This is a genomic window from Streptomyces sp. NBC_00224, assembly GCF_041435195.1.
In the GTDB taxonomy this organism is placed as follows: Bacteria; Actinomycetota; Actinomycetes; order Streptomycetales; family Streptomycetaceae; genus Streptomyces.
Genome location: NZ_CP108106.1, coordinates 4,349,903 through 4,369,294, shown reverse-complemented (window position 1 = coordinate 4,369,294; position 19,392 = coordinate 4,349,903). Strand labels below are relative to the sequence as shown.

Genomic DNA, 19,392 nt, shown 5'->3' with positions numbered 1-19,392 from the left:
CGGGAAGGCGCGCCGGTACGGGCGGGGGCCGACGGCACAGAGAGGTACCGGACGCGTGACGCTGATCGTGAACGAGGCCGAGCAGGGCGGATGGGCCGTGGTGTGCGTCCGCGGGGAACTGGACCTGGTGACGGCGCCGCAGGTCAGGCGCGTGGTCCACGAAGCGGTGGCGGCGGGCCGGCGCGATCTGGTGCTCGATCTGTCCGGGGTGCTGTTCTGCGACTCCAGCGGCGTGGGCGTCCTGATCGCCACCCGCCGCCTTCTCCGCTCCTGCCGCGGCCGCCTCCGCCTGATCCTCCCGGCGCGGGGCGCGGTCGAGGGCTCGCATGTGAACCGGGTGCTGGCGGCGCTGGGCGTCCGCCGCCTGTTCGATGTGTACGGGGACGTGGACGCGGCGGCGGGGGACCACTCGGAGCCACTTTCTGCGTGAGCCCGGGGTTTGTCTGCGGGCCGGTGGTGGGCTGGTCGCGCAGTTCCCCGCGCCCCTTTTTGGCCCGGTGTTTGTCTGCGGGTCGGTTGTGGTTGCTCGCGCAGTTCCCCGCGCCCCTCACCCCTCTGGACCTGCGGACCGTGGTGGGTTGCTCGCGCAGTTCCCCGCGCCCCCTAGAAATGCCGCTGCGCGGCATCCGCTTTTAGGGGCGCGGGGAACTGCGCGACCAGCCACCCACAACCCGTCGTCGAGAACTCAGCCCCCACCACCCCCGAACATCTCCCGCAACCGATACTTCAGTACCTTCCGCAACGTCTCGTTACGAGGCAGCGCGTCCACCACCTCCACCTGCTCGGGCAGCTTGTGCACGGACAGGCCCTGCGCCCGCAGATAGGAGGTGACCCCGGCCAGGGTCAACTCCACCGAACCCGGCACCTGCTCCACCACCGCGCAGACCAACTCCCCCCGCTCCACGTCCGGCAGCCCGATCACCGCCACGTCCCCGACGGCCGGATGCGCGGCCAGCAGGTCCTCGATCTCCTTCGCCGAGATGTTCTCGCCCTTGCGGATGATCACGTCCTTGAGCCGCCCGGTGAGCACCAGATGCCCGCTCTCCTTCACGTACCCCAGATCGCCCGTGCGCAGGAACCCGTCCGCGTCGAAGGCCTCGGCGGTCTGCGCGGGGTCCACATACCCCTGGCACACGGCCTCCCCGCGCAACCGCACCTCGCCGTCGACGATCCGTATCTCCATGCCCTCGGGCGGCCGCCCCTCCGTCGTCGCCAGGTTCTCCTCCGTGTCGTCCGGCGAGCCCATCGTGATCATCGGGACCTCGGTCATGCCGTAGCCGTGGGTGAGCCGCACCCCCATCTCGCGTACGACGGAGCGGTAGACCTCCGGCGGCTTGGGCGCCCCGCCGCCCGCGAGCAGCCGCAGCGAGGGGATGACCTTGGTGCCCGGCCGCTTGCGCTGCTCGGCCAGGAACATCGAGTAGAACGCGGTCGACCCGCCCGCCACCGTCACGCCGTGCTTGCGGTACGCCTCCAGCGCGTCCGGCAGCGCGAACTGCTCGAACATCACCGCCGGGAAGCCGTACAGGAGCAGCATCACCGTGTAGTCGGGCCCGGCGATGTGGGCGTACGGGAACGCCATCGAGCCCACGTCGTCCGCCGACAGGTGCAGCGCGTGCGCCAGGCACGAGCCGCCCGCGATCAGCGAGCGGTCGGTGTGCAGCACGCCCTTGGGGTCGGAGGTGGTGCCCGAGGTCCAGTAGATCCAGCGGACGGTGGTGCCGTCGGCGGGCGGGGGCGGCAGGACGGCCGGGTCGCCGTCCGGGAGCGTCCCGTACGCCTCGAAGACGCCCCGTGCGCCGAGCCGGGCCGCCATCGCGGTGTGGTCGAACCCGCGCCAGACCCCGGGCACCGCGAAGAACTCCGCCGCCGACTCCCGTAGCGCGAAGCCCACTTCGCGGTCGCGGTAGAAGGGGATGACGGGCGACTGGACGGCCCCGAGCCGCGCGAGGGCGAACGAGAGGAGCGCGGTCTCGATCCGGGTGGGCAGCTGCCAGGCGACCACCGTGCCGGGCCGTACGCCCAGGCCGTACAGGCCCGCCGCCACCCGCTCGGCGCGGTCGCGCAGCTCGCCGAAGCTCAGGGAGCGGTCGTCCTGGAGCAGGACGGGCCGGTCGGGGGTGAGGGCGGCGCGGCGGGCGACCAGTTCCCAGAGGGTGCGCGAGGCGCCCAGTGCGTATGCGGTGTCGTTCGCTTCGGCGTCGTTCACTTCGACCCCCAGTGAGCGCATAACTGACGAGTAGTCAGATCGTGGGCAGAGCGTAGGGCGCACCGCCTTGTCGGTCCAGGGGTGCGGGGCTAGCCTGATTTCTGACGGGCCATCAGATATGCAAGTCGGGCGGAGGCCACGCATGACCGAACTGCCGCGCATCGTCAGCGTCGACGACCATGTGATCGAACCGGCCCACCTCTTCGAGACCTGGCTCCCGGCCAGGTACCGCGAGCGCGGGCCGCACCCGCTGACCGCCGGGATCGGTGAACTGGCCTACGTGGGCGGCAAGTGCCGGATCACCATGGACCCGGAAGGGCCGCCGACCGACTGGTGGATCTACGAGGACCTGAAGTTCCCGTACAAGCGCAACATCGCCGCCGTCGGCTTCGACCGCGACGACATGACGCTGGAGGGCATCACCCGCAAGGAGATGCGGCGGGGATGTTGGGATCCGAAGGCGCGGCTCGCCGACATGGACATGAATCACGTCGAGGCGAGCCTGTGCTTCCCGACCTTCCCGCGGTTCTGTGGGCAGACGTTCGCTGAGGCCAAGGACAAGGAGGTCGCGCTGGCCTGTGTGCGGGCGTACAACGACTGGATGGTTGAGGAGTGGTGCGGGGACAGTGGCGGGCGCCTGATCCCGCTCTGTCTCATCCCACTCTGGGACATCGACCTCGCCGTCGCGGAGATCCGGCGCAATGCAGCACGCGGGGTGCGGGCGGTGACGTTCTCCGAGATCCCGACGTACCTAGGGCTCCCGTCGATTCACTCCGGCTACTGGGATCCGTTCTTCGCGGTCTGCGAAGAGACGGGCACAGTCGTCAACATGCACATCGGCAGCAGCAGTCAGATGCCCGCCGCCTCCCCCGACGCCCCGCCCGCCGTGCAGGCCTCGCTCAGCTTCAACAACGCGATGGCGTCGATGATGGACTTCCTTTTCTCCGGCGTTCTCGTGAAGTTCCCGCGCCTGAAACTCGCGTACTCCGAGGGTCAGATGGGCTGGATCCCGTACGCCCTGGAGCGCGCCGACGACGTGTGGGAGGAACACCGCGCCTGGGGCGGGGTGCGCGACCTGATCCCCGAGCCGCCCTCCACGTACTACTACCGCCAGATCTTCTGCTGCTTCTTCCGCGACAAACACGGCATCGCCTCGATCAAGACAGTCGGAGTCGACAACGCCACCTTCGAGACCGACTACCCCCACGTCGACTCGACATGGCCACACACCAAGGAGGTCGCCCTCGACCACGTCCAGGGCCTCGACGACGAGACGGTGTACAAGCTGATGCGGGGCAACGCGATCCGCATGCTGGGATTGGACCTCGACCGCTGATGGACCTCTCGTACACGCCCGAGGAGGAAGAGTTCCGGGCACGGCTCAGGGAGTGGCTCGCGGTCGTGCTGCCGGGGCTGCCGCCGAAGCCGGACCCGCTGGACTGGCCGGGGCGGCGCGCGTACGACACCGGCTGGCAGCGGATGCTGTACGACGCCGGGTACGCGCGCGTGCACTGGGGCGCGTCCGCCACCCTGCGGCTGATCTTCCTGGAGGAGACCGAGCGCGCGGGGGCACCCTATGTCGGCGCGAACTTCGTGGGGCTGCTGCACGCGGGCCCCACCATCGCGGCCGAGGGCACCGAGGAGCAGCGCGCGCGGTGGCTGGAGCCGGTGCTGCGCGGGGACGAGGTGTGGTGCCAGGGGTTCAGCGAGCCCGACGCGGGCTCGGATCTGGCGGCGCTGCGGACCCGGGCGGTGCGCGACGGGGACGCGTACGTGGTGAGCGGCTCCAAGATCTGGACCTCGCACGCGCAGGTCGCCGACTGGTGCGAACTACTGGTGCGCACCGACCCGGACGCGCCCAGGCACCGGGGCATCAGCTGGCTGGCGATGCCCATGGACGCGCCCGGCATCACGGTACGGCCGCTGCGCACCCTCGCCGGGTCGGACGAGTTCGCCCAGCTCTTCCTCGACGAGGTGCGGATCCCGGTCGGCCACCGCGTCGGCGCCGAGAACGACGGCTGGCGCGTGACCATGGTGACGCTGTCGTACGAGCGGGGCACGGCCTTCGTCGGTGAGGTGGTCGCCTGCCGCCGCGTCCTGGTGGAGATCGCCCGCGCGGCCCATAAGAACGGCACCTGGGACGACCCGGTGATCCGCCGCCGACTGGGGTGTCTGCACGCCGAGTTCACCGCGCTGTGGCGCCTGATCCAGTGGAACGTGAGCGAGTCGGAGCGTACGGGCGGCGTGCCCGGGGTCGGCGGCTCGGTCTTCAAGCTCCGCTACTCGCACGCCCGCCAGGAGCTCTACGACGCGGCCGCCGCCGTCCTCGGCCCCGACGCCCTCGACCTCGGCCGCGAGTGGACCCTGGACCGGCTGTCCTCGCTCTCGTACACCATCGCCGCCGGCACCTCGCAGATCCAGCAGAACATCGTCGCCGAGCGGATCCTCGGCCTGCCGAAGGGCCGCTGATGGACTTCCAACTCACGGATGACCAACGGGCATTGAGGGCGGGCATACGGGAGCTGCTCGCCCGGCGCTTCGACTCGACGGCGCTGCGGGCCGCCGTCGACGGGGGAGGGCTCGACCGGGGTCTGTGGCGGGCGCTCGGCGAGGCCGGGTTCTTCGCGCTGCGGCTGCCGGAGGAGGCGGGCGGGGTGGGGCTCGGGCTGCCCGAGGCGGTGCTGCTCTTCGAGGAGGCGGGGCGGGCGCTGCTCCCCGGACCGCTGATCGCCACGCATCTGGCGGCGGGCCTGGTCGAGGGGGCGGCCGAGGGCCGGGCGGTGGTGACCGCGCCCGACGGAGGCCTGGTGGAGTGGCTGGAGGAGGCCGACGTCGTACGGGGAGACGTCGCCGGCGCCGAGCCGATCCGCTCGGCCGACCCGCTCACCCCCCTGCACCGCCTGCCGGACGGCGGGGACAAGGGGCCGCCGGAGTGGGCGCTGCTGACCGCCGCCGAGCAGCTGGGCAGCGCCGGCCGCACCACCGCGATGGCGGTCCAACACGCTCGCGAGCGCGAGCAGTTCGGGCAGCCCATCGGCGCGTTCCAGGCGGTCAAGCACCTGTGCGCGCAGATGCTGGTCCGCACCGAGGTGGCCCGCGCCGCCGTGTACGCGGCGGCCGTGACCGGCGACCCGGTGGAGATCGCGGGCGCCAAGCTGCTGGCCGACGAGGCGGCGGTGCGGTGTGCCCGGGACTGTCTCCAGGTGTACGGCGGGATGGGCTTCACCTGGGAGGCGGAGGTCCATCTGCACCTGAAGCGGGCGTGGCTGCGGCGCGAGCGGTGGCTGCCGACGGTCCCGGCGCAGGAGCTCCAGGCGGCGGCGCTGGAGGAGGCGATGTGAGGGGGGCTCGGCGGGGCGGGCGGCGGTTTGACCGGGCGATCTTGTCGAAGGCCGGTGCGGTGCCACGTGCCCCGAAGGGGCGCGGGGAACTGCGCGACCAGCCACAGACGGCCCGCAGCCGAATACCTGTCCTTCCAGCGGAGCGCTTAGGCGTTGGCCGGAGCGTGATGAAGCGTCACCGAGCGTTGATACCGGGTTGTGTCCTTAGCCGGACTCGTCACGCGCCGGAGTCGGGGCCGCCCTCGGGTACCCTCCGTGGGGTGCGATCCCCCAGGCATCCCGCGCGCCCCTGTTCGACCCCCCGCAATGTGCGTCGCACAGTATGCACCACGCGTACTCCTTCGCGCTGGAATATGCCTGAAGCGCTTGTTGCGGTGACTGTACGTCAACCATGCTGTCTCGTAAGGAAATCACGTTCCGTGAGCTTGTCGAGGCGCGAGGCGATGTGTCCGCCGGTTCGGATGGTGTGAGCGGTGCAGGTGCTTCAAGTTCAGTTGGAGGTCGGAGCCGACCCCGCCGAGGTGGGGCGCGCTCGCAGATGGGCTCGCTCGCGGCTGGCAGGGTCCGGGATACGGCTGGACGAGCCGCTCGCCGAGACCCTGATCCTGCTCATCTCGGAGCTCGTCACCAACGCGGTGGTGCACACCGGCTGCCCGGCCGTGCTGCGGATGCTGTTCGGCCCCGTCGACGGACCGGCCGACGGCGGCACGGTCCGGGTCGAGGTGGCCGACACCAGTGCGTGCGCCCCGAAGCCGCGCCACGCGGACGGCGACGACACCAACGGCCGGGGCCTTGAGCTGGTCGACGGCCTCGCCGACCGCTGGGGCTGGCAGGTGGAGGGCGTGGGCAAGTCGATCTGGTGCGAGGTCGACCGGTGCTGCGACGGGGGCGCGCCGGAGCGTACGGGCGGGGCGTTCGAGCCGGGCGCGTATGAGCCGTCGTGCGCTGTCACAAATCGGGCGTAAGCGGCATAGCTTTCACTAGGTGTTGACGCGCCGTGTCGGCCTGATCACCCTTGGATGAGCGATTCGTCGCGAGGGGACGCCGAGGGCGCGGACTGGCCCTTGGTCCGTCCTGGGCCGGTCCTGGCTCTCCTCGGCGAGTGCGGGTCGTGGCTCGGCGTGAGCTCAGGGCAAAGGCTCCTTCAGGGCATGGGGAGCAGGGCGAGCACGCCGCAGCCGGGTGGCGGCCGCCGTGCCGTGCTCGGGGTGCGCATGACGCGCCGCCACCCGTGGATGTACGCCACACCCGTATGCCCCGCCGCCCGCCGCTACAGCACGGCGACCGGCGCGACCGGAGTCCCCGTGGCGCCCACGAACGGCTCGGGCATCGCCGACAGCCAGAACGCGTACCGCCGCTCTTGCGCACAGGCTGTGGACAACTCTTCGAGATTCCAGTTCTGTCCCTGCAGCATCCCCATCTCGACCAGGTCGAGCGCGTGCACCGGCAGCCACAGGTTCTCGACCTCCGGCGGGAAGATCTCGAACGTGAGGGTGTCGTTGGCGACGGCCGCGACATCGCGCGCGTGGAACCACTCGGGCGTACGGAGGGAGAGGCCCGGCGAGGGGAACCCGTACCCGTGCTTGTCGCCGCCGAGGCAGAGCTGGATCTGCCCGGTGCGTACGAGCACGATGTCGCCCGCGCGTACGGTGACGCGGCCCAGCTCCTCGGCCGCCGCAAGGTCCTCGGGGGTGACCGCGTGCCCGCCGGGCAGCCGGTCCACGCCGTGGACGCGGGCCACGTCGAGCAGGACACCGCGCGAGACGAGATGGCGGGGCTTGTCGATCCCGCTGAACTCGGCGCCGCCGTGGGCGGTGATGGTGGCGGCCGGGCGGCCGTTGTAGATGCGGCCGGAGTGCGAGACATGGGTGAGGGCGTCCCAGTGGGTGGCGGCCTGGAGCCCGAACGTCACGGCGTCGTCGCTGGTGGCGACGGTGCCGGGGCCGAAGATCTCCTGGTTGATCTGCACCATGGTGTGCAGCGGGTTGACCCGGCCGGGGATCAGCCCGGTCTGGACGCCGTTCTGCTCCAGGGGGAGCGCGAGGGGGATGCGGCGGCCGGTGCGGACGGTGGTGGCGGCGGTGCGTACGACGTCGTCGGTGATGAGATTGAGCGTCCCGATCTCGTCGTCCGGGCCCCAACGCCCCCAGTTGTTCACGCGTTTGGCGATGTCGTGGAACTCGGGGGGCAGTGCGGAGGCTGCTGGCATGTGGGCCCTCCCTGGGTCTTGTCTTCCGGTGGCTGCCGGGCTCTAGAATCTAACGGTCCGTCAGAAACCGCGGGAAGGGGCCGGGCGTGGGGAACTTCTTGGCAGGCAAAGTGGTCGCCGTGACCGGTGCGGGGCGCGGCATCGGCCGCGCGGTGGCGCTCGCGGCGGCGGTCCAGGGCGCGAAGGTCGTCGTCAACGACTACGGCGTCTCGATCGAGGGCGCCTCGCCCAGCAGCGAGATCGCGGACGCGGTCGTCAAGGAGATCGAGGCGGCGGGCGGCGAGGCGGTCGCCGTCGCCGACGACATCTCGACGATGGAGGGCGGCCAGCGCATCGTCGACACCGCGCTCACCCGGTGGGGCCGGGTGGACGGGGTGGTGTGCGTGGCGGGGATCCTGCGCGAACGCATGCTCTTCAACATGACGGAGGAGGAGTGGGACCCGGTGGTGGCCACCCACCTCAAGGGCACGTTCACCGTGTTCCGGGCGGCGTCGGCGGTGATGCGGAAGCAGGGCACGGGCACGCTGATCGGCTTCACCAGCGGCAACCACCAGGGGAGCGTGGCGCAGGCGAACTACAGCGCGGCGAAGGGCGGCGTGATCTCGCTGGTCCGCAGCGCGGCGCTGGGCCTGCACAAGTACGGGGTCACGGCGAATGCGGTGGCGCCCGTCGCCCGCACCCGGATGTCCGCCAACGTCCCCATGGAACTCAAGGAGATCGGCGAGCCGGAGGACGTGGCGGCGTTCGTGGTCTATCTGCTCAGCGACTCGGCCCGGTCGGCCGGGATCACCGGTCAGGTGTACACGGTCGCCGGGCCCAAGATCGCGGTCTGGGCGCAGCCGCGGGAGCTGCGGGCCGGGTACGTCGCGGAGGGCGCGTGGACGCCGGAGCGGATCGCGGAGTTCCTGCCGGGGGGTGTGGGGGTGGATCCCATGCCGTTGCTGGAGCGGGTGGGGGAGATGGAGCGCGCGGCGGGCTCCGGTGCGCGCCCGAATGATGGCCCCACCCCGCCCCTTCCCTAAACCCTCCGGGGGTGGGTGGGTGGTGGAGGCCCGTTCCCGGGGGCTACGCCCCCGGACCCCCGAGCGGGCCTGCACCCCCTCGTGGGGCTTGCACCCCGCTTCTTTCGTCTGCGGGCCGTGCTGGGTTGCTCGCGCAGTTCCCCGCGCCCCTAGGGGGTACGGCTACTTCAGGGGCGCGGGGAACTGCGCGACCAGCCCACCACGTACCCGCAGACGAACACCGGACCCCGGGGCGCAGCCCCCGGCCGCCCGCCAGAGGGCTTTAGGGAAGGGGCGGGGTGGGGGATCGGCACCGCCACGCGACCAGAGAGGCACCGCAATGGACTTCACCTTCCCCCCGGAAGACGACACCTTCCGCCACCACGCCCGCGCCTGGCTCGACGCGCACCCGCCCGACAGAGCCCCCCGCCAGTGGGAGCGAACCCTCGGCGACGGGGGATGGATCGGGCTCGGGTGGGGCGAGACCCCGTACGGGAACCGCACGGGCAGCCTCACCCAACAGGTCGTCTGGGCCGAGGAATACGCCCGTACCCCAAACACCCCACCCCGCCTCGGCCACATCGGAGAGAACCTCCTCGCCCCCACCCTCCTCGCCCACGGCACCCCCGCCCAGAAGGACCGCTTCCTGCCCGGCATCGCCTGCGGGGAGGCGATCTGGTGTCAGGGCTACAGCGAGCCCGGCGCCGGCTCCGACCTCGCCGCCGTCCGTACGAGCGCCACCCGCGACTCCACCGGCGCGTACCGCCTCTCCGGCCAGAAGATCTGGACCTCGTACGCCCATGAAGCCGACTGGTGCTTCGTGCTCGCCCGTACCGAATCCGGCTCGCACCGCCACCATGGCCTCTCCCTCCTCCTCGTCCCGATGGACCAGCCGGGCGGCAGGGTCGAGGTCCGGCCGATCCGGCAGCTGACGGGGACGAGCGAGTTCAACGAGGTCTTCTTCGACGGCGCCCGCGCCGACCCCGACCACCTCGTCGGCGGCGAGGGCAACGGCTGGCGCGTCGCCATGGACCTGCTCGCCGCCGAACGCGGAGTCTCCACCCTGGCCCAACAGATCGGGTTCGAGGCGGAGTTGGAGCGCGTCATCCGGCGAGCGGAAAGCGGCGCGGAAGGCGGCACCATCGACCCCCTCCTCCGCGACCGGATCGTCCGCCAGTGGGCCGAGCTCCGCACCATGCGCTGGAACGCGCTGCGCACCCTCGGCGGCGGCGACCCCGCCGCCCCCAGCGTCGCCAAACTCCTCTGGGGCGGCTGGCACCAGCGTCTCGGTGAGCTCGCCATGGCCGTACGGGGCGCGGCCGGCGCGGTCGGGCCGTACGACTGGAGCGAGGAGCGGCCGTACGAACTCGACGCGTTCCAGCGGCTGTTCCTCTTCTCGCGGGCCGACACCATCTACGGCGGCTCCGACGAGATCCAGCGCACCATCATCGCCGAGCGCGTGCTCGGCCTGCCGAGGGAGGCCAGGGGCCAGTGAGAGGTGTTCTGTTCGACGGTACGCACGCACAGGTGGTCGACGACCTGGAGATACGCGAGCCGGGGCCGGGCGAGGTCCAGGTGGCGATCGCCGCCGCCGGGCTCTGCCACTCCGACCTCTCCGTCATCGACGGGACGATCCCCTTCCCCGTACCCGTGGTGCTCGGCCACGAGGGCGCGGGCGTTGTCGAGGCGGTCGGGGCAGGCGTCACCCATGTCGCGCCGGGCGACCACGTGGCGCTCTCCACTCTCGCCAACTGCGGGGCGTGCGGCGACTGCGACCGGGGGCGGCCCACCATGTGCCGCAAGGCGATCGGACGGCCCGGGCGGCCGTTCTCGCGCGGCGGCGCGCCCGTCCACCAGTTCGCCTCTAACTCCGCCTTCGCCGAACGTACGGTCGTGAAGGCCGTTCAGGCCGTGAAGATCCCTCCCGACCTTCCGCTCGTCTCCGCCGCCCTCATCGGGTGCGCCGTCCTCACCGGCGTGGGCGCCGTACTGAACCGGGCCCGCGTCGACCGCGGCGACACCGTCGTCGTCATCGGCACCGGCGGCATCGGCCTCAACGTCCTGCAGGGCGCCCGGATCGCGGGCGCGCGGACGATCGTCGCCGTCGACACCAACCCGGCGAAGGAGGCCGCCGCCCGGCAGTTCGGCGCCACCCACTTCCTGACGTCGGTGGACGGCGTACGGGAGGTCCTGGCGACCGGCGCCGACCACGTCTTCGAGTGCGTGGGCCACGTAGGGCTCGTCCGGCAGGCCGTCGACCTGCTCGACCGGCACGGCCAGGCGATCCTGCTCGGCATGCCCGCGCCGACCGCCGAGGCGACGTTCGCGCCCGCCGCGATGTTCCTGGACAAGTCCATCCTCGGCTGCCGGTACGGGAGTTCACGGCCCCAGCACGACATTCCCCGGTACGCCGAGCTGTACCGCACCGGCGTCCTGCTCCTCGACGAGCTGGTGACGGAGACGTACCCCATGGAGGACTTCGCGAAGGCCGTCGACGACGCACGGCAGGGGAGGGTGGCTCGCGGGGTGCTGACCTTCTGAGGTCGGGGCGGCGGCAAGTCCCCCCGCCCGAAAAGTGGTTGAAGTCGAGCCCGGACCGCGGGCTATCTTCGGCCCCATGAGCTATCGCGACCTCGCCACGCGCCCCATCCTGACCTGGGCGGTTGTCGCCGTCGGGGCGCGTGCTCCGGTCGCGATGGCGCCGCTGGCCGTCGTCTTCATGGTCCGCGACCGGCCCGGCGGGTACACCCTCGGCGCCGTGCTCGCCGCCGTCTACGTACTCGGCGAGATCGTCGGCGCACCCCTGCTCGGCATGCGGCTGCGCCCCGAGCGGGCCCGGCCGCACCTGGCGGCGGGGCTCGCGGGCGGGGCGGTCGGGTTCGCCGTGCTCGGCCTCGCCCACGACGCGCACCCGGTGGTGCTCGGCGCCGCCGCGTTCGTCGCCGGGGCGGCGCCCGCCGCGACCTCCGGGGGACTGCGCGCGATGCTCGCCGCGATGGTGCCCGAGCGGGCCGTCGCGCAGGCGGTCAGCGGCGAGTCGATGCTGATCTTCGGCATCTGGTCGGTGACCCCGGCCGTCACCACCTGGCTGGCGCTGAGCGTGCGCCCGTACCTTCCGATGCTGCTCGCGGCCGCACTGATGGCCGCCGCCGTCGCCGGGCTGTGGGCGCTGCCGCCGGGCTGGCGGGCCGACACCGCCGACCGGGGCGGCGAGCCGATGCGCCGGGTGCTGTGGCGGGCCTGGCCGGTGTACGTGACCGGCGCGGCCGGCATCTCCCTGCTGGCCCTGGCCGAACTCGTGCTGCCCGCCCTCCTGGAGCAGCGCGGCATCGCGCTCGGCTGGGCGGGCCCGCTGCTCGCCGGGTTCTCGGCCGGGTCGGCGGCGGGCGCCTTCGTGTACGGGCTGCGCTCGTGGCCCGGCGCCCTGCGCGCGCAGAGCCTGGTGCTGCTGCTCGCGGTCTCGGGGTGCGTGGCGCTCGTCGCGCTGCTGCCGGGGGCGGCATGGCTCGCCGTGCTCCTGGTGCTCGCGGGCGTCCTGCAGGCCGGGGCGATGCTCACCCGCAACCTGCTGCTGCGCGAGGTGCTGCCGCCGAGCGCGCTGACCGCCGGGTACTCGGTGATGTACGCGGCCGTGGGCGCCGGCTACGCGGTCACCGGCACCCTCTCCGGCGTCCTGCTGCGCTCGGTGGCCCCGTCGACCGCGATCCTGGCCGGGGTGGGGCTCACGCTGCTGCTCACGGTGATCGGGGTGCTGCGCGAGCCCGCCGCCCGCGACCGGGCGGCGGGCTCAGCCGCCCGCGGCGTCGCTGCCGGCGGCGCGGAAAGTACGCCGGTAGACGGTGGGCGGGACCCCGAGCGCAGCCTGTAGGTGCTGGCGCAGCGAGGTCGCCGTACCGAATCCGGCGTCGCGGGCGATCCGGTCCACGGACAGGTCGCTCGTCTCCAGCAGGTGCCGGGCGCGCTCGACGCGCTGCTGGGCGAGCCACTGCCCGGGGCTCAGCCCCGTCTCCTCGCGGAACCGGCGCGTGAACGTCCGTACGGACATCGCCTCCTGCTCCGCCATGTCCCGCAGCTGGATCGGCTCGTCCAGGCGCCCGAGCGCCCAGGCGCGGGCGGCGGTGGTCGTCGCCAACTGCGGCTGCGGCAGCGGGCGTTCGATGTACTGGGCCTGCCCGCCGTCCCGGTGCGGCGGCACCACGGTCCGCCGCGCCACGTCGTTGGCGACCGCCGCCCCGTGGTCGCGCCGCACCAGGTGCAGACAGAGGTCGATCCCGGCGGCGACCCCGGCCGAGGTCAGCACGTCCCCGTCGTCGACGAACAGCACGTCCGGGTCGACGTCGACGGACGGGAAGAGCCGCTGGAAGTGCTCGGCGTGCCACCAGTGGGTGGTGGCGGGCCGCCCGTCGAGGTACCCGGCGGCGGCCAGCACATAGCTCCCGGTGCAGATGGAGACCATGCGCGTACCGGGCCGTACATACGCGAACGCCGCTTCCAGCTCCGGCGTGAGCACGCCCTCCTCGTACACCGGCCCCAGCTCGTGCGAGGCGGGCACGACCACGGTGTCCGCGAGGGCCAGCGCCTCGGGCCCGTTCTCCACGAGCACGGCGAAGTCGGCGTCGGTCCGCACGGGCCCGGCCGCCCGCACCGAGCAGGTGACGACGGAATACAACGCCTCCCGCCCCTCACCCCCACTGCGCGCCCGCCCGAAGATCCGCTGCGGGATGCCGAGCTCGAAGGGGAGGAGGCCGTCGAGGGCGAGGACGACTATGCGGTGGGGTTGGGGCGGGGCCATGGGTCGAGTGTAGGTGGCCCGATCCCTGCGGGCCATCCCTATCCAGCCATCTCGCTACTGCGGCTGCTGTCCCGTCTCCTCTTCCCGTGCCGCCGCGTCGAGGACCTCGTCGACGGTGACGCCGACGATCCGGTCCCGCTCGGCGGGCGCGAGCGCGGGCGGCAGCGCGTCGTCCCGGTCCAACTGGTCCCGCACGTGCCGCACGGCCACCTCGCGCCCAGGCGTGCCCGCCCTGCTCTTCAGATCGTTGTAGACCGTCCAGGCCAGCGTGGCGACGCTGACGACGAGCGTGCCGAGGGAGTCCAGGTCGAGGTACTGCCCGGGGCGGGTGGCGGCGCCGCGCGCGTACAGGGCCGCTTCTACGTCGTCGGGGAGCCCGGGGTGGGCGGGGTCGGCGAGACGCTGGGCTGCGGCGCGGGCGCCCAGTTCGATGGGGGTGGCCATGTGCGGTGCTCCTGGGGTCAGTCGGTGGGGTCGGAGTCGGGTGCGAGGACGTACTGGCGTACGGCTGTGGGGAGGGGGGTGCCGGTTACGGAGTGCCAGGCCTGTTCGAGGGCGGGCATGCCCAGGGCCTGGGTCAGCAGCCGCAGGTTCCTCGGGCCATCCCCGGTCTCGGGGTGCGGGATCTCCGCGAACTGCCACACGCATCTGACGGCCCATGCCAGGGACTTGTCCGGCTGGTTCTGCTCCGTGGCCAGGGACCCCAACTGTGCGCAGGTGAAGGCGATGCCCGGCCGGTCGTCGAGCTCTTCCTTGATGGCGAGGGCCTTGCCGTACCAATCCTCGGCCTCTGACAGCCGTCCGAGATCCTGGGCGATCATTCCCAGCCCGTGGTAGCTGTTGGCCATGCCGGCCCGGATGCCGAGGTCCTCCTTGATGGCGAGGGACTTGCGGTACCACTCCTCGGCCTCGGCCAGCTGGCCCTTCATATGATGGATCGCGCCGAGCTGCTGATACCCGGCGGCGGTGCTTGTACGGTCGCCGAGGTCCTCCTTGATGGCGAGGGCCTTGTGGTACCACTCCTCGGCTTCGGCGAGTCGGCCTTGGAGTTGGCTGAGGGAGCCGAGCTGGTGGTAACCGCTCGCCATCCCTCCCCGGTCGCCCAGTTCCTTCTCGATGGCGAGGGCCTTGTGGTACCACTCCTCGGCTTCGGCGAGCCGGCCTTGCAACTGGTGGGCGATACCGAGTTCGTGGTAACTGCTCGCCATCCCGGCCAGGTTGCCGAGCTCTTCCTTGATGGCGAGAGACTTGTGGTGCAGCGCCACTGACTCCTCCTGGCGCCCGCGGTGCTGGGCGACGATGCCCAGCCCGTGATAGCTGAGAGCCATCCCCGACCGCTCGCCGAGCTCTTCCTTGATGGTGAGGGACTTGCGGTACCACTCCTCGGCCTCGCCCAGTTGGCCGCGGTACTGAGCGAGCAGGCCGAGCTGGTGGTATCCGATGGCGATGCGCTTGCTCCGCTCGGGGCTTTGGGGGCTCGCCAACATGGCCTGGATGTGCGAGCGGTAGGTGCTTTCGGCCTGGTCGACCTGCCCCGCCGCGAGTTCCCGGTTGGCCTGTTCCCAGGTGGCGTACGCCCAGAGGACGCCTGCCGCGGTATCAAGGCCGGGCGGGAGGCCACCCGGTCCCTCCACGGCCAGCTGCATGCGCCGGGCCCAGCTGCGGGCCTCTTCGTCCAAACCCCGAAGGTGCCAGTATTCGTCCAGCGGCTGGGCAACGATCTGCGCGTGCATCCACATGCGCTGGTCCAGGGCGGAGCCGAGCATGCTCCCCAACATCCTTCGGTGGGCGGCGATCAGCGCCACGGCGAGCTGGGCCTGTTCCCCGGTCAGTTGCTCGCTGAGCCAGGAACAGAAGGCGGCATGGGTCTCCAGCAGCGCGCGGACGGAGGCTGTGCGCTGGTCGTCGTACGCCTCGTCCGCCTGTGACTTCCAGCGGTCGGCGAGATAGGACGGCAGCGCCGGATGGATCCGGTACGTCCCGGCTACGCCCGGCGACAAGAGACCCAGGGCCGACGCCCGTTCCAGCAGTTCGCCCCATGTGGCAGCGGAGCGGTCGCGGAACTGCTCGGGCGCCTCCGGCGAGAGCGAGAACGCCCCCAGTACATTCGCGTCCGCCACCCCGTGCAACAGACTCAGCGCGGTCATGGCCCGCTGATCCCCCACCGACAGGTGATCGAACGAGTACGCGATGCTCGCGGCCAGCGAGGTGGTACGGCCCCCCTCTCCGCGCCCGGGCAGCGCCCTGATGCCCCGCAACCCGTCCAGCAGATCCTGCGCGCTCGTCGTATCCAGATGCGGCAGCACCAGCCGCATGCTCAGCGGATGGCCGTCCAGCCACTGCATCACCTCGCCGAACGCGCGTGACTCGCGGGTCTTGCGCGTGTGTGGGTACGGGGCGAGCAACTGCTCGGCGTACTGGGTGGCCTCCTCGGTGTCCAGGCCGTCGACCCGGATGCGGCGGATCCCCTCGCCCAGCCACTCCTCGTCGGAGCGGCTGGTGATGACGACCGAGGTGCGGCTGTCACGGGCCAGGCGGGACAGGAACGCGCGCATCTCGCCCTGTTCCCGCTCCGGCAGCGGCGGGGTCGCCTGCCCCGGGTCCGGCATGGCCCGTACGGATTCGAAGTTGTCCCACAGCAGCAGGACGCGCCGGGTCTTCAGGGCCCGCTCGACCGCCTCCTGGCGCTGGGCGGCGTCAAGGAGGACGAACTGCGTGTCGAACTTCTCCCCGAAGACGCGGCGCCCGATCGCGTTGATGACGCCGTCGAGGCCGAACGAGGCCACGCCGGGCTCGAAGGAGTGCCAGATCACCCACTCCGGCCGGTCGACCGCGCCCGTGTCGCGGCACCAGCGGCCGAACGCCTTGGCCAGCTCAGTCTTGCCGGTCCCGCCGGGGCCGTGCAGGACCACGACGCGCTGCAGACGGGCGGCGACGTCCAGCCGGTAGAACAGCGCGTCGCGACCGATGAACTCGCCCTCCGGAGCGAGCTCCTGGCCCGGTCCGGCCTCCTGGCCGCCCTCGGGGCGGCGGCGGATCGCGTCGAGGATGCCGTCGAGCGACTCCTCCGACTCGCGTTCGGTGCGCAGCCCCGGGAAGCGCACCTCGCTGCGGGTGTAGAAGACCGGCACCATCCAGTCGTCCAGCGGCAGCATCCCTTTGAGGGAGGGCCGTTCGTCGTTCAGGGCGAGGCGCCTGCGCCCCGCCGCGACCGCCTCGGCCATGCGGTCGCCGGCGAACAGCCGCTCGTAGAAGGCGGCCATGAACTCGGCCGCGGCCACCGCGTACACGCTGTACGCCATGGCCACCACCGAGGCCACGCCCTCCTGCATCAGCCGGGTGGCCACCGCCGCCTCGACCTGGGAGCCGACGACGGCCGACTGGCAGGCGTTGAGGACCGCCACCGGCACCTGCGCCCCGGCGAGGACCTGCGCCACCCGGCCCGCGGGCACCAGATCGCTGCCGCCGCCGGTCTTCTCGAACGCCAGCATCCCCTGGGGGCCCGACTGCTGGAACATCATCGGGCCCCAGCCGCCGGAGGCCGGTGGGCGGCCGAAGACGCCGTGGCCGTCGAAGTGCACCACCTGGAACGGCTCGCCGTCCTCGCGGGCCCGCGTCAGCACCTCCTCCAGGCGTTTGAGGGTCGGCGGGCGCAGCACCACCAGATCCACGCTCCCGCGCACCGCCTCCAGTCGGCGCAGCAGCGGCCGGGCGATCATCTGGTAGCCGACGTCGGCCTCGCCGTCCGGCCGTGAGATCACCATCAGCACCCGCAGACGCGAGCCCGGAACGGTGAACACATGCCGTGTGTCGGCGGTTTGGAGGCTGCGGGAGATCGCCACCTGGTCGAGGGCGATGGGGACCGGGCGCGCCGGGTCGGCCATCAGCTCCCACGGCAGGCCCAGCCGCTCCGCGGAGCCCGACCGCAGCACGATCTCCAGCTGCCCGCCCCGCGTCCGGGCCTCCGTGTACGCCTGCTTGGCCTCGGCCGTGGCGAACAGCGCCGAGAAGATCCGGGCGCCCCACTCGGGCAGCCGCTCCGCCACCCGCGGCCCGCGCTGCTCGTACACGCCGAACGGCATCCGCAGATACTGCTCCAGGTACCACCGCAGGTCCGCCATCTCCTGCTCGTCCAGCGGCCACACCAGCTCGACCGGCTCCCCGGCAGGTCGGGGGGAGTGCTCCGCGGCGGGCCAGGACGACACCTGCACCCGGCCGTCGTCCCGCAAGTCCACCAGCAGCCGTTCGGTAAGCGGCTCGGTCATGGCCCACCCCCCATGATCACCACGAGTGGGTCCCCGGCCACTCAGTGTGAGTGCGAGGATAGACAATCCGGCCTCGTCGCGTGACCCGAACCCGGTGGCCGGATCCCTGACCGTTACCTGGCCGGATCCCTCACCCTCCGCGTGGCCCGATCCCTGCGAACCATGGCTATCCAGCCACTCGTACGGAGAGACCCGCCCCGCCAAGCTATCGGCATGTCCCAGACAACCGATGCCGCCGCCCCGGGCGGGCAGCAGGCCGTCCCCTCGCCGCGGCCCCGGCCCGCCCGCCGCTTCCACCGCGCCTGGTTCGTCGCCGCCGTCACCTTCGTGACGATCATCGGCGCGGCCGCCTTCCGGTCGCTGCCGGGGCTGCTCATCGAGCCGCTGCACGACGAGTTCGGCTGGTCGCGCGGCACGATCGGGGCGGCGGTCTCGGTGAACCTCGCGCTGTACGGGCTCACCGCGCCCTTCGCCGCCGCGCTGATGGACCGGTACGGCATCCGCCGGGTCGTGGCCGTCGCGCTGACGGTGATCGCGTCCGGGGCCGGACTCACCGTCTTCATGGACTCCGCCTGGCAGCTGATGCTCTGCTGGGGGCTGCTCGTGGGGCTCGGCAGCGGGTCGATGGCGCTGGCGTTCGCCGCGACCGTCACCAACCGGTGGTTCACGGCCCGGCGCGGCCTGGTCACCGGCATCCTCACCGCCGCGTCCGCCTCCGGGCAGCTGATCTTCCTGCCGGTCCTCTCGTGGCTGGTGGAGCACCACGGGTGGCGCCCGGCCGCCGTCACCGTCGCGCTCGCCGCCCTCGCGGTGGTGCCGTTCGTGTGGCTGCTGCTGCGCGACCACCCGGCGGACGTGGGGCTCGCGCCGTACGGCTCGGACACGTACGTCGAGAAGCCCGCGCCCGTCCCCGGCGCGGCCGCCCGCGCGCTGAAGGTGCTGGTCTCGGCCGTCCGCACCGGACCGTTCTGGCTGCTCGCGGGCACCTTCGCGATCTGCGGCGCGTCCACCAACGGCCTCATCCAGACGCACTTCGTGCCCGCCGCGCACGACCACGGCATGCCCGTCACGGCCGCCGCCGGACTGCTCGCCGTCATCGGCGTCTTCGACGTGGCCGGCACGATCTTCTCCGGCTGGCTCACCGACCGCTTCGAATCCCGGCGCCTGCTCGCCACGTACTACGCGCTGCGCGGCATCTCGCTCCTCTTCCTGCCGATGCTGCTCGCGCCCTCCATCCACCCGCCGATGCTGTTCTTCATCGTCTTCTACGGCCTGGACTGGGTCGCCACCGTCCCGCCGACGCTCGCGCTCTGCCGGGAGCACTACGGCGAGGACAGCGCCATCGTCTTCGGCTGGGTGCTCGCCTCCCACCAGGTCGGCGCGGCCGTCGTCGCCTTCCTCGGCGGCCTGGCGCGCGACACCTTCGGCTCGTACGACATGGTCTGGTACGGCTCGGGCGCGCTGTGCGCCGTGGCGGCGCTGATGGCCCTGGTGATCCGGCGCCCCGGCACCGGCGCCAGGACCGCGCCTTTGGCGGAACCCGCGGCGGCGTGATCCCCTCTTCCTTTGGAGGGG

15 protein-coding genes are annotated in these 19,392 nt (G+C 72.1%); 10 read left to right on the top strand and 5 right to left on the bottom strand.

The features are described 5' to 3' along the window. Positions 1–55 precede the first annotated feature (55 nt). The gene (locus OG965_RS19260) at positions 56–430 is read left to right on the top strand and encodes an STAS domain-containing protein (RefSeq protein ID WP_371653326.1); all 375 of its coding nucleotides are present in this window, start codon (positions 56–58) and stop codon (positions 428–430) included. Between the two features lie 255 nt (positions 431–685). On the opposite strand, the gene OG965_RS19255 is transcribed toward OG965_RS19260, so the two are convergent. Next, a complete protein-coding gene (locus tag OG965_RS19255; RefSeq protein ID WP_371653325.1) occupies positions 686–2,209 on the bottom strand; it encodes a class I adenylate-forming enzyme family protein in 1,524 nt (507 codons plus the stop codon). Positions 2,210–2,351: 142 nt separating this feature from the next. On the opposite strand from OG965_RS19255, the gene OG965_RS19250 reads away from it, so the two are divergent. From OG965_RS19250 to OG965_RS19235, 4 genes are all read left to right on the top strand, one after another. After that, positions 2,352–3,545, top strand: coding sequence for an amidohydrolase family protein (locus OG965_RS19250; RefSeq protein ID WP_371653324.1), 1,194 nt, complete (start codon positions 2,352–2,354; stop codon positions 3,543–3,545). Then, entirely contained in the window at positions 3,545–4,678 is a 1,134-nt protein-coding gene (locus OG965_RS19245) for an acyl-CoA dehydrogenase family protein (protein ID WP_371653323.1), read from the top strand. Before OG965_RS19250 ends, OG965_RS19245 begins: the two co-directional genes overlap by 1 nt. Further along, positions 4,678–5,550, top strand: a complete 873-nt coding sequence (locus tag OG965_RS19240) for an acyl-CoA dehydrogenase family protein (RefSeq protein WP_371653322.1) — start codon at positions 4,678–4,680, stop codon at positions 5,548–5,550. Before OG965_RS19245 ends, OG965_RS19240 begins: the two co-directional genes overlap by 1 nt. 473 nt (positions 5,551–6,023) lie before the next feature. Beyond that, a complete protein-coding gene (locus OG965_RS19235) occupies positions 6,024–6,515 on the top strand; it encodes an ATP-binding protein (protein WP_371653321.1) in 492 nt (163 codons plus the stop codon). Positions 6,516–6,820: 305 nt separating this feature from the next. Here the strand turns inward: OG965_RS19235 and OG965_RS19230 are convergent, their stop codons facing one another. After that, complete coding sequence (locus OG965_RS19230) at positions 6,821–7,759, bottom strand: cyclase family protein (protein ID WP_371653320.1); 939 nt, start codon at positions 7,757–7,759, stop codon at positions 6,821–6,823. Positions 7,760–7,845: 86 nt separating this feature from the next. Here OG965_RS19230 and OG965_RS19225 point away from each other — a divergent pair, with 86 nt between their 5' ends. The 4 genes from OG965_RS19225 to OG965_RS19210 all read left to right on the top strand — a co-directional run bounded on the left by OG965_RS19225 (position 7,846) and on the right by OG965_RS19210 (position 12,628). After that, positions 7,846–8,781: an SDR family oxidoreductase gene (locus tag OG965_RS19225; RefSeq protein ID WP_371653319.1), complete on the top strand. Its 936-nt coding sequence runs from the start codon at positions 7,846–7,848 to the stop codon at positions 8,779–8,781. Between the two features lie 319 nt (positions 8,782–9,100). Further along, positions 9,101–10,255, top strand: a complete 1,155-nt coding sequence (locus OG965_RS19220) for an acyl-CoA dehydrogenase family protein (protein WP_371653318.1) — start codon at positions 9,101–9,103, stop codon at positions 10,253–10,255. Then, entirely contained in the window at positions 10,252–11,301 is a 1,050-nt protein-coding gene (locus tag OG965_RS19215) for a Zn-dependent alcohol dehydrogenase (protein WP_371653317.1), read from the top strand. Before OG965_RS19220 ends, OG965_RS19215 begins: the two co-directional genes overlap by 4 nt. Before the next feature lie 76 nt (positions 11,302–11,377). Continuing rightward, positions 11,378–12,628, top strand: a complete 1,251-nt coding sequence (locus OG965_RS19210) for an MFS transporter (protein WP_371653316.1) — start codon at positions 11,378–11,380, stop codon at positions 12,626–12,628. On the opposite strand, the gene OG965_RS19205 is transcribed toward OG965_RS19210, so the two are convergent. Genes OG965_RS19205 through OG965_RS19195 form a run of 3 tightly spaced genes read right to left on the bottom strand, consistent with a single transcriptional unit; the run spans position 12,548 to position 17,817 of the window. Further along, a complete protein-coding gene (locus OG965_RS19205) occupies positions 12,548–13,552 on the bottom strand; it encodes a GlxA family transcriptional regulator (protein ID WP_371653315.1) in 1,005 nt (334 codons plus the stop codon). The two genes, OG965_RS19210 and OG965_RS19205, sit on opposite strands and share 81 nt — an antisense overlap. Before the next feature lie 54 nt (positions 13,553–13,606). Then, positions 13,607–13,996, bottom strand: a complete 390-nt coding sequence (locus tag OG965_RS19200; RefSeq protein WP_371653314.1) for a hypothetical protein — start codon at positions 13,994–13,996, stop codon at positions 13,607–13,609. Between the two features lie 17 nt (positions 13,997–14,013). Then, positions 14,014–17,817 carry a tetratricopeptide repeat protein gene (locus tag OG965_RS19195; RefSeq protein WP_371653313.1) on the bottom strand — a complete coding sequence of 1,268 codons (3,804 nt, stop codon included), beginning with the start codon at positions 17,815–17,817 and terminating at the stop codon, positions 14,014–14,016. A 213-nt stretch (positions 17,818–18,030) separates the two neighbouring features. Here OG965_RS19195 and OG965_RS19190 point away from each other — a divergent pair, with 213 nt between their 5' ends. Further along, complete coding sequence (locus OG965_RS19190; protein ID WP_371653312.1) at positions 18,031–19,371, top strand: MFS transporter; 1,341 nt, start codon at positions 18,031–18,033, stop codon at positions 19,369–19,371. The last annotated feature ends 21 nt before the right edge of the window (positions 19,372–19,392 follow it).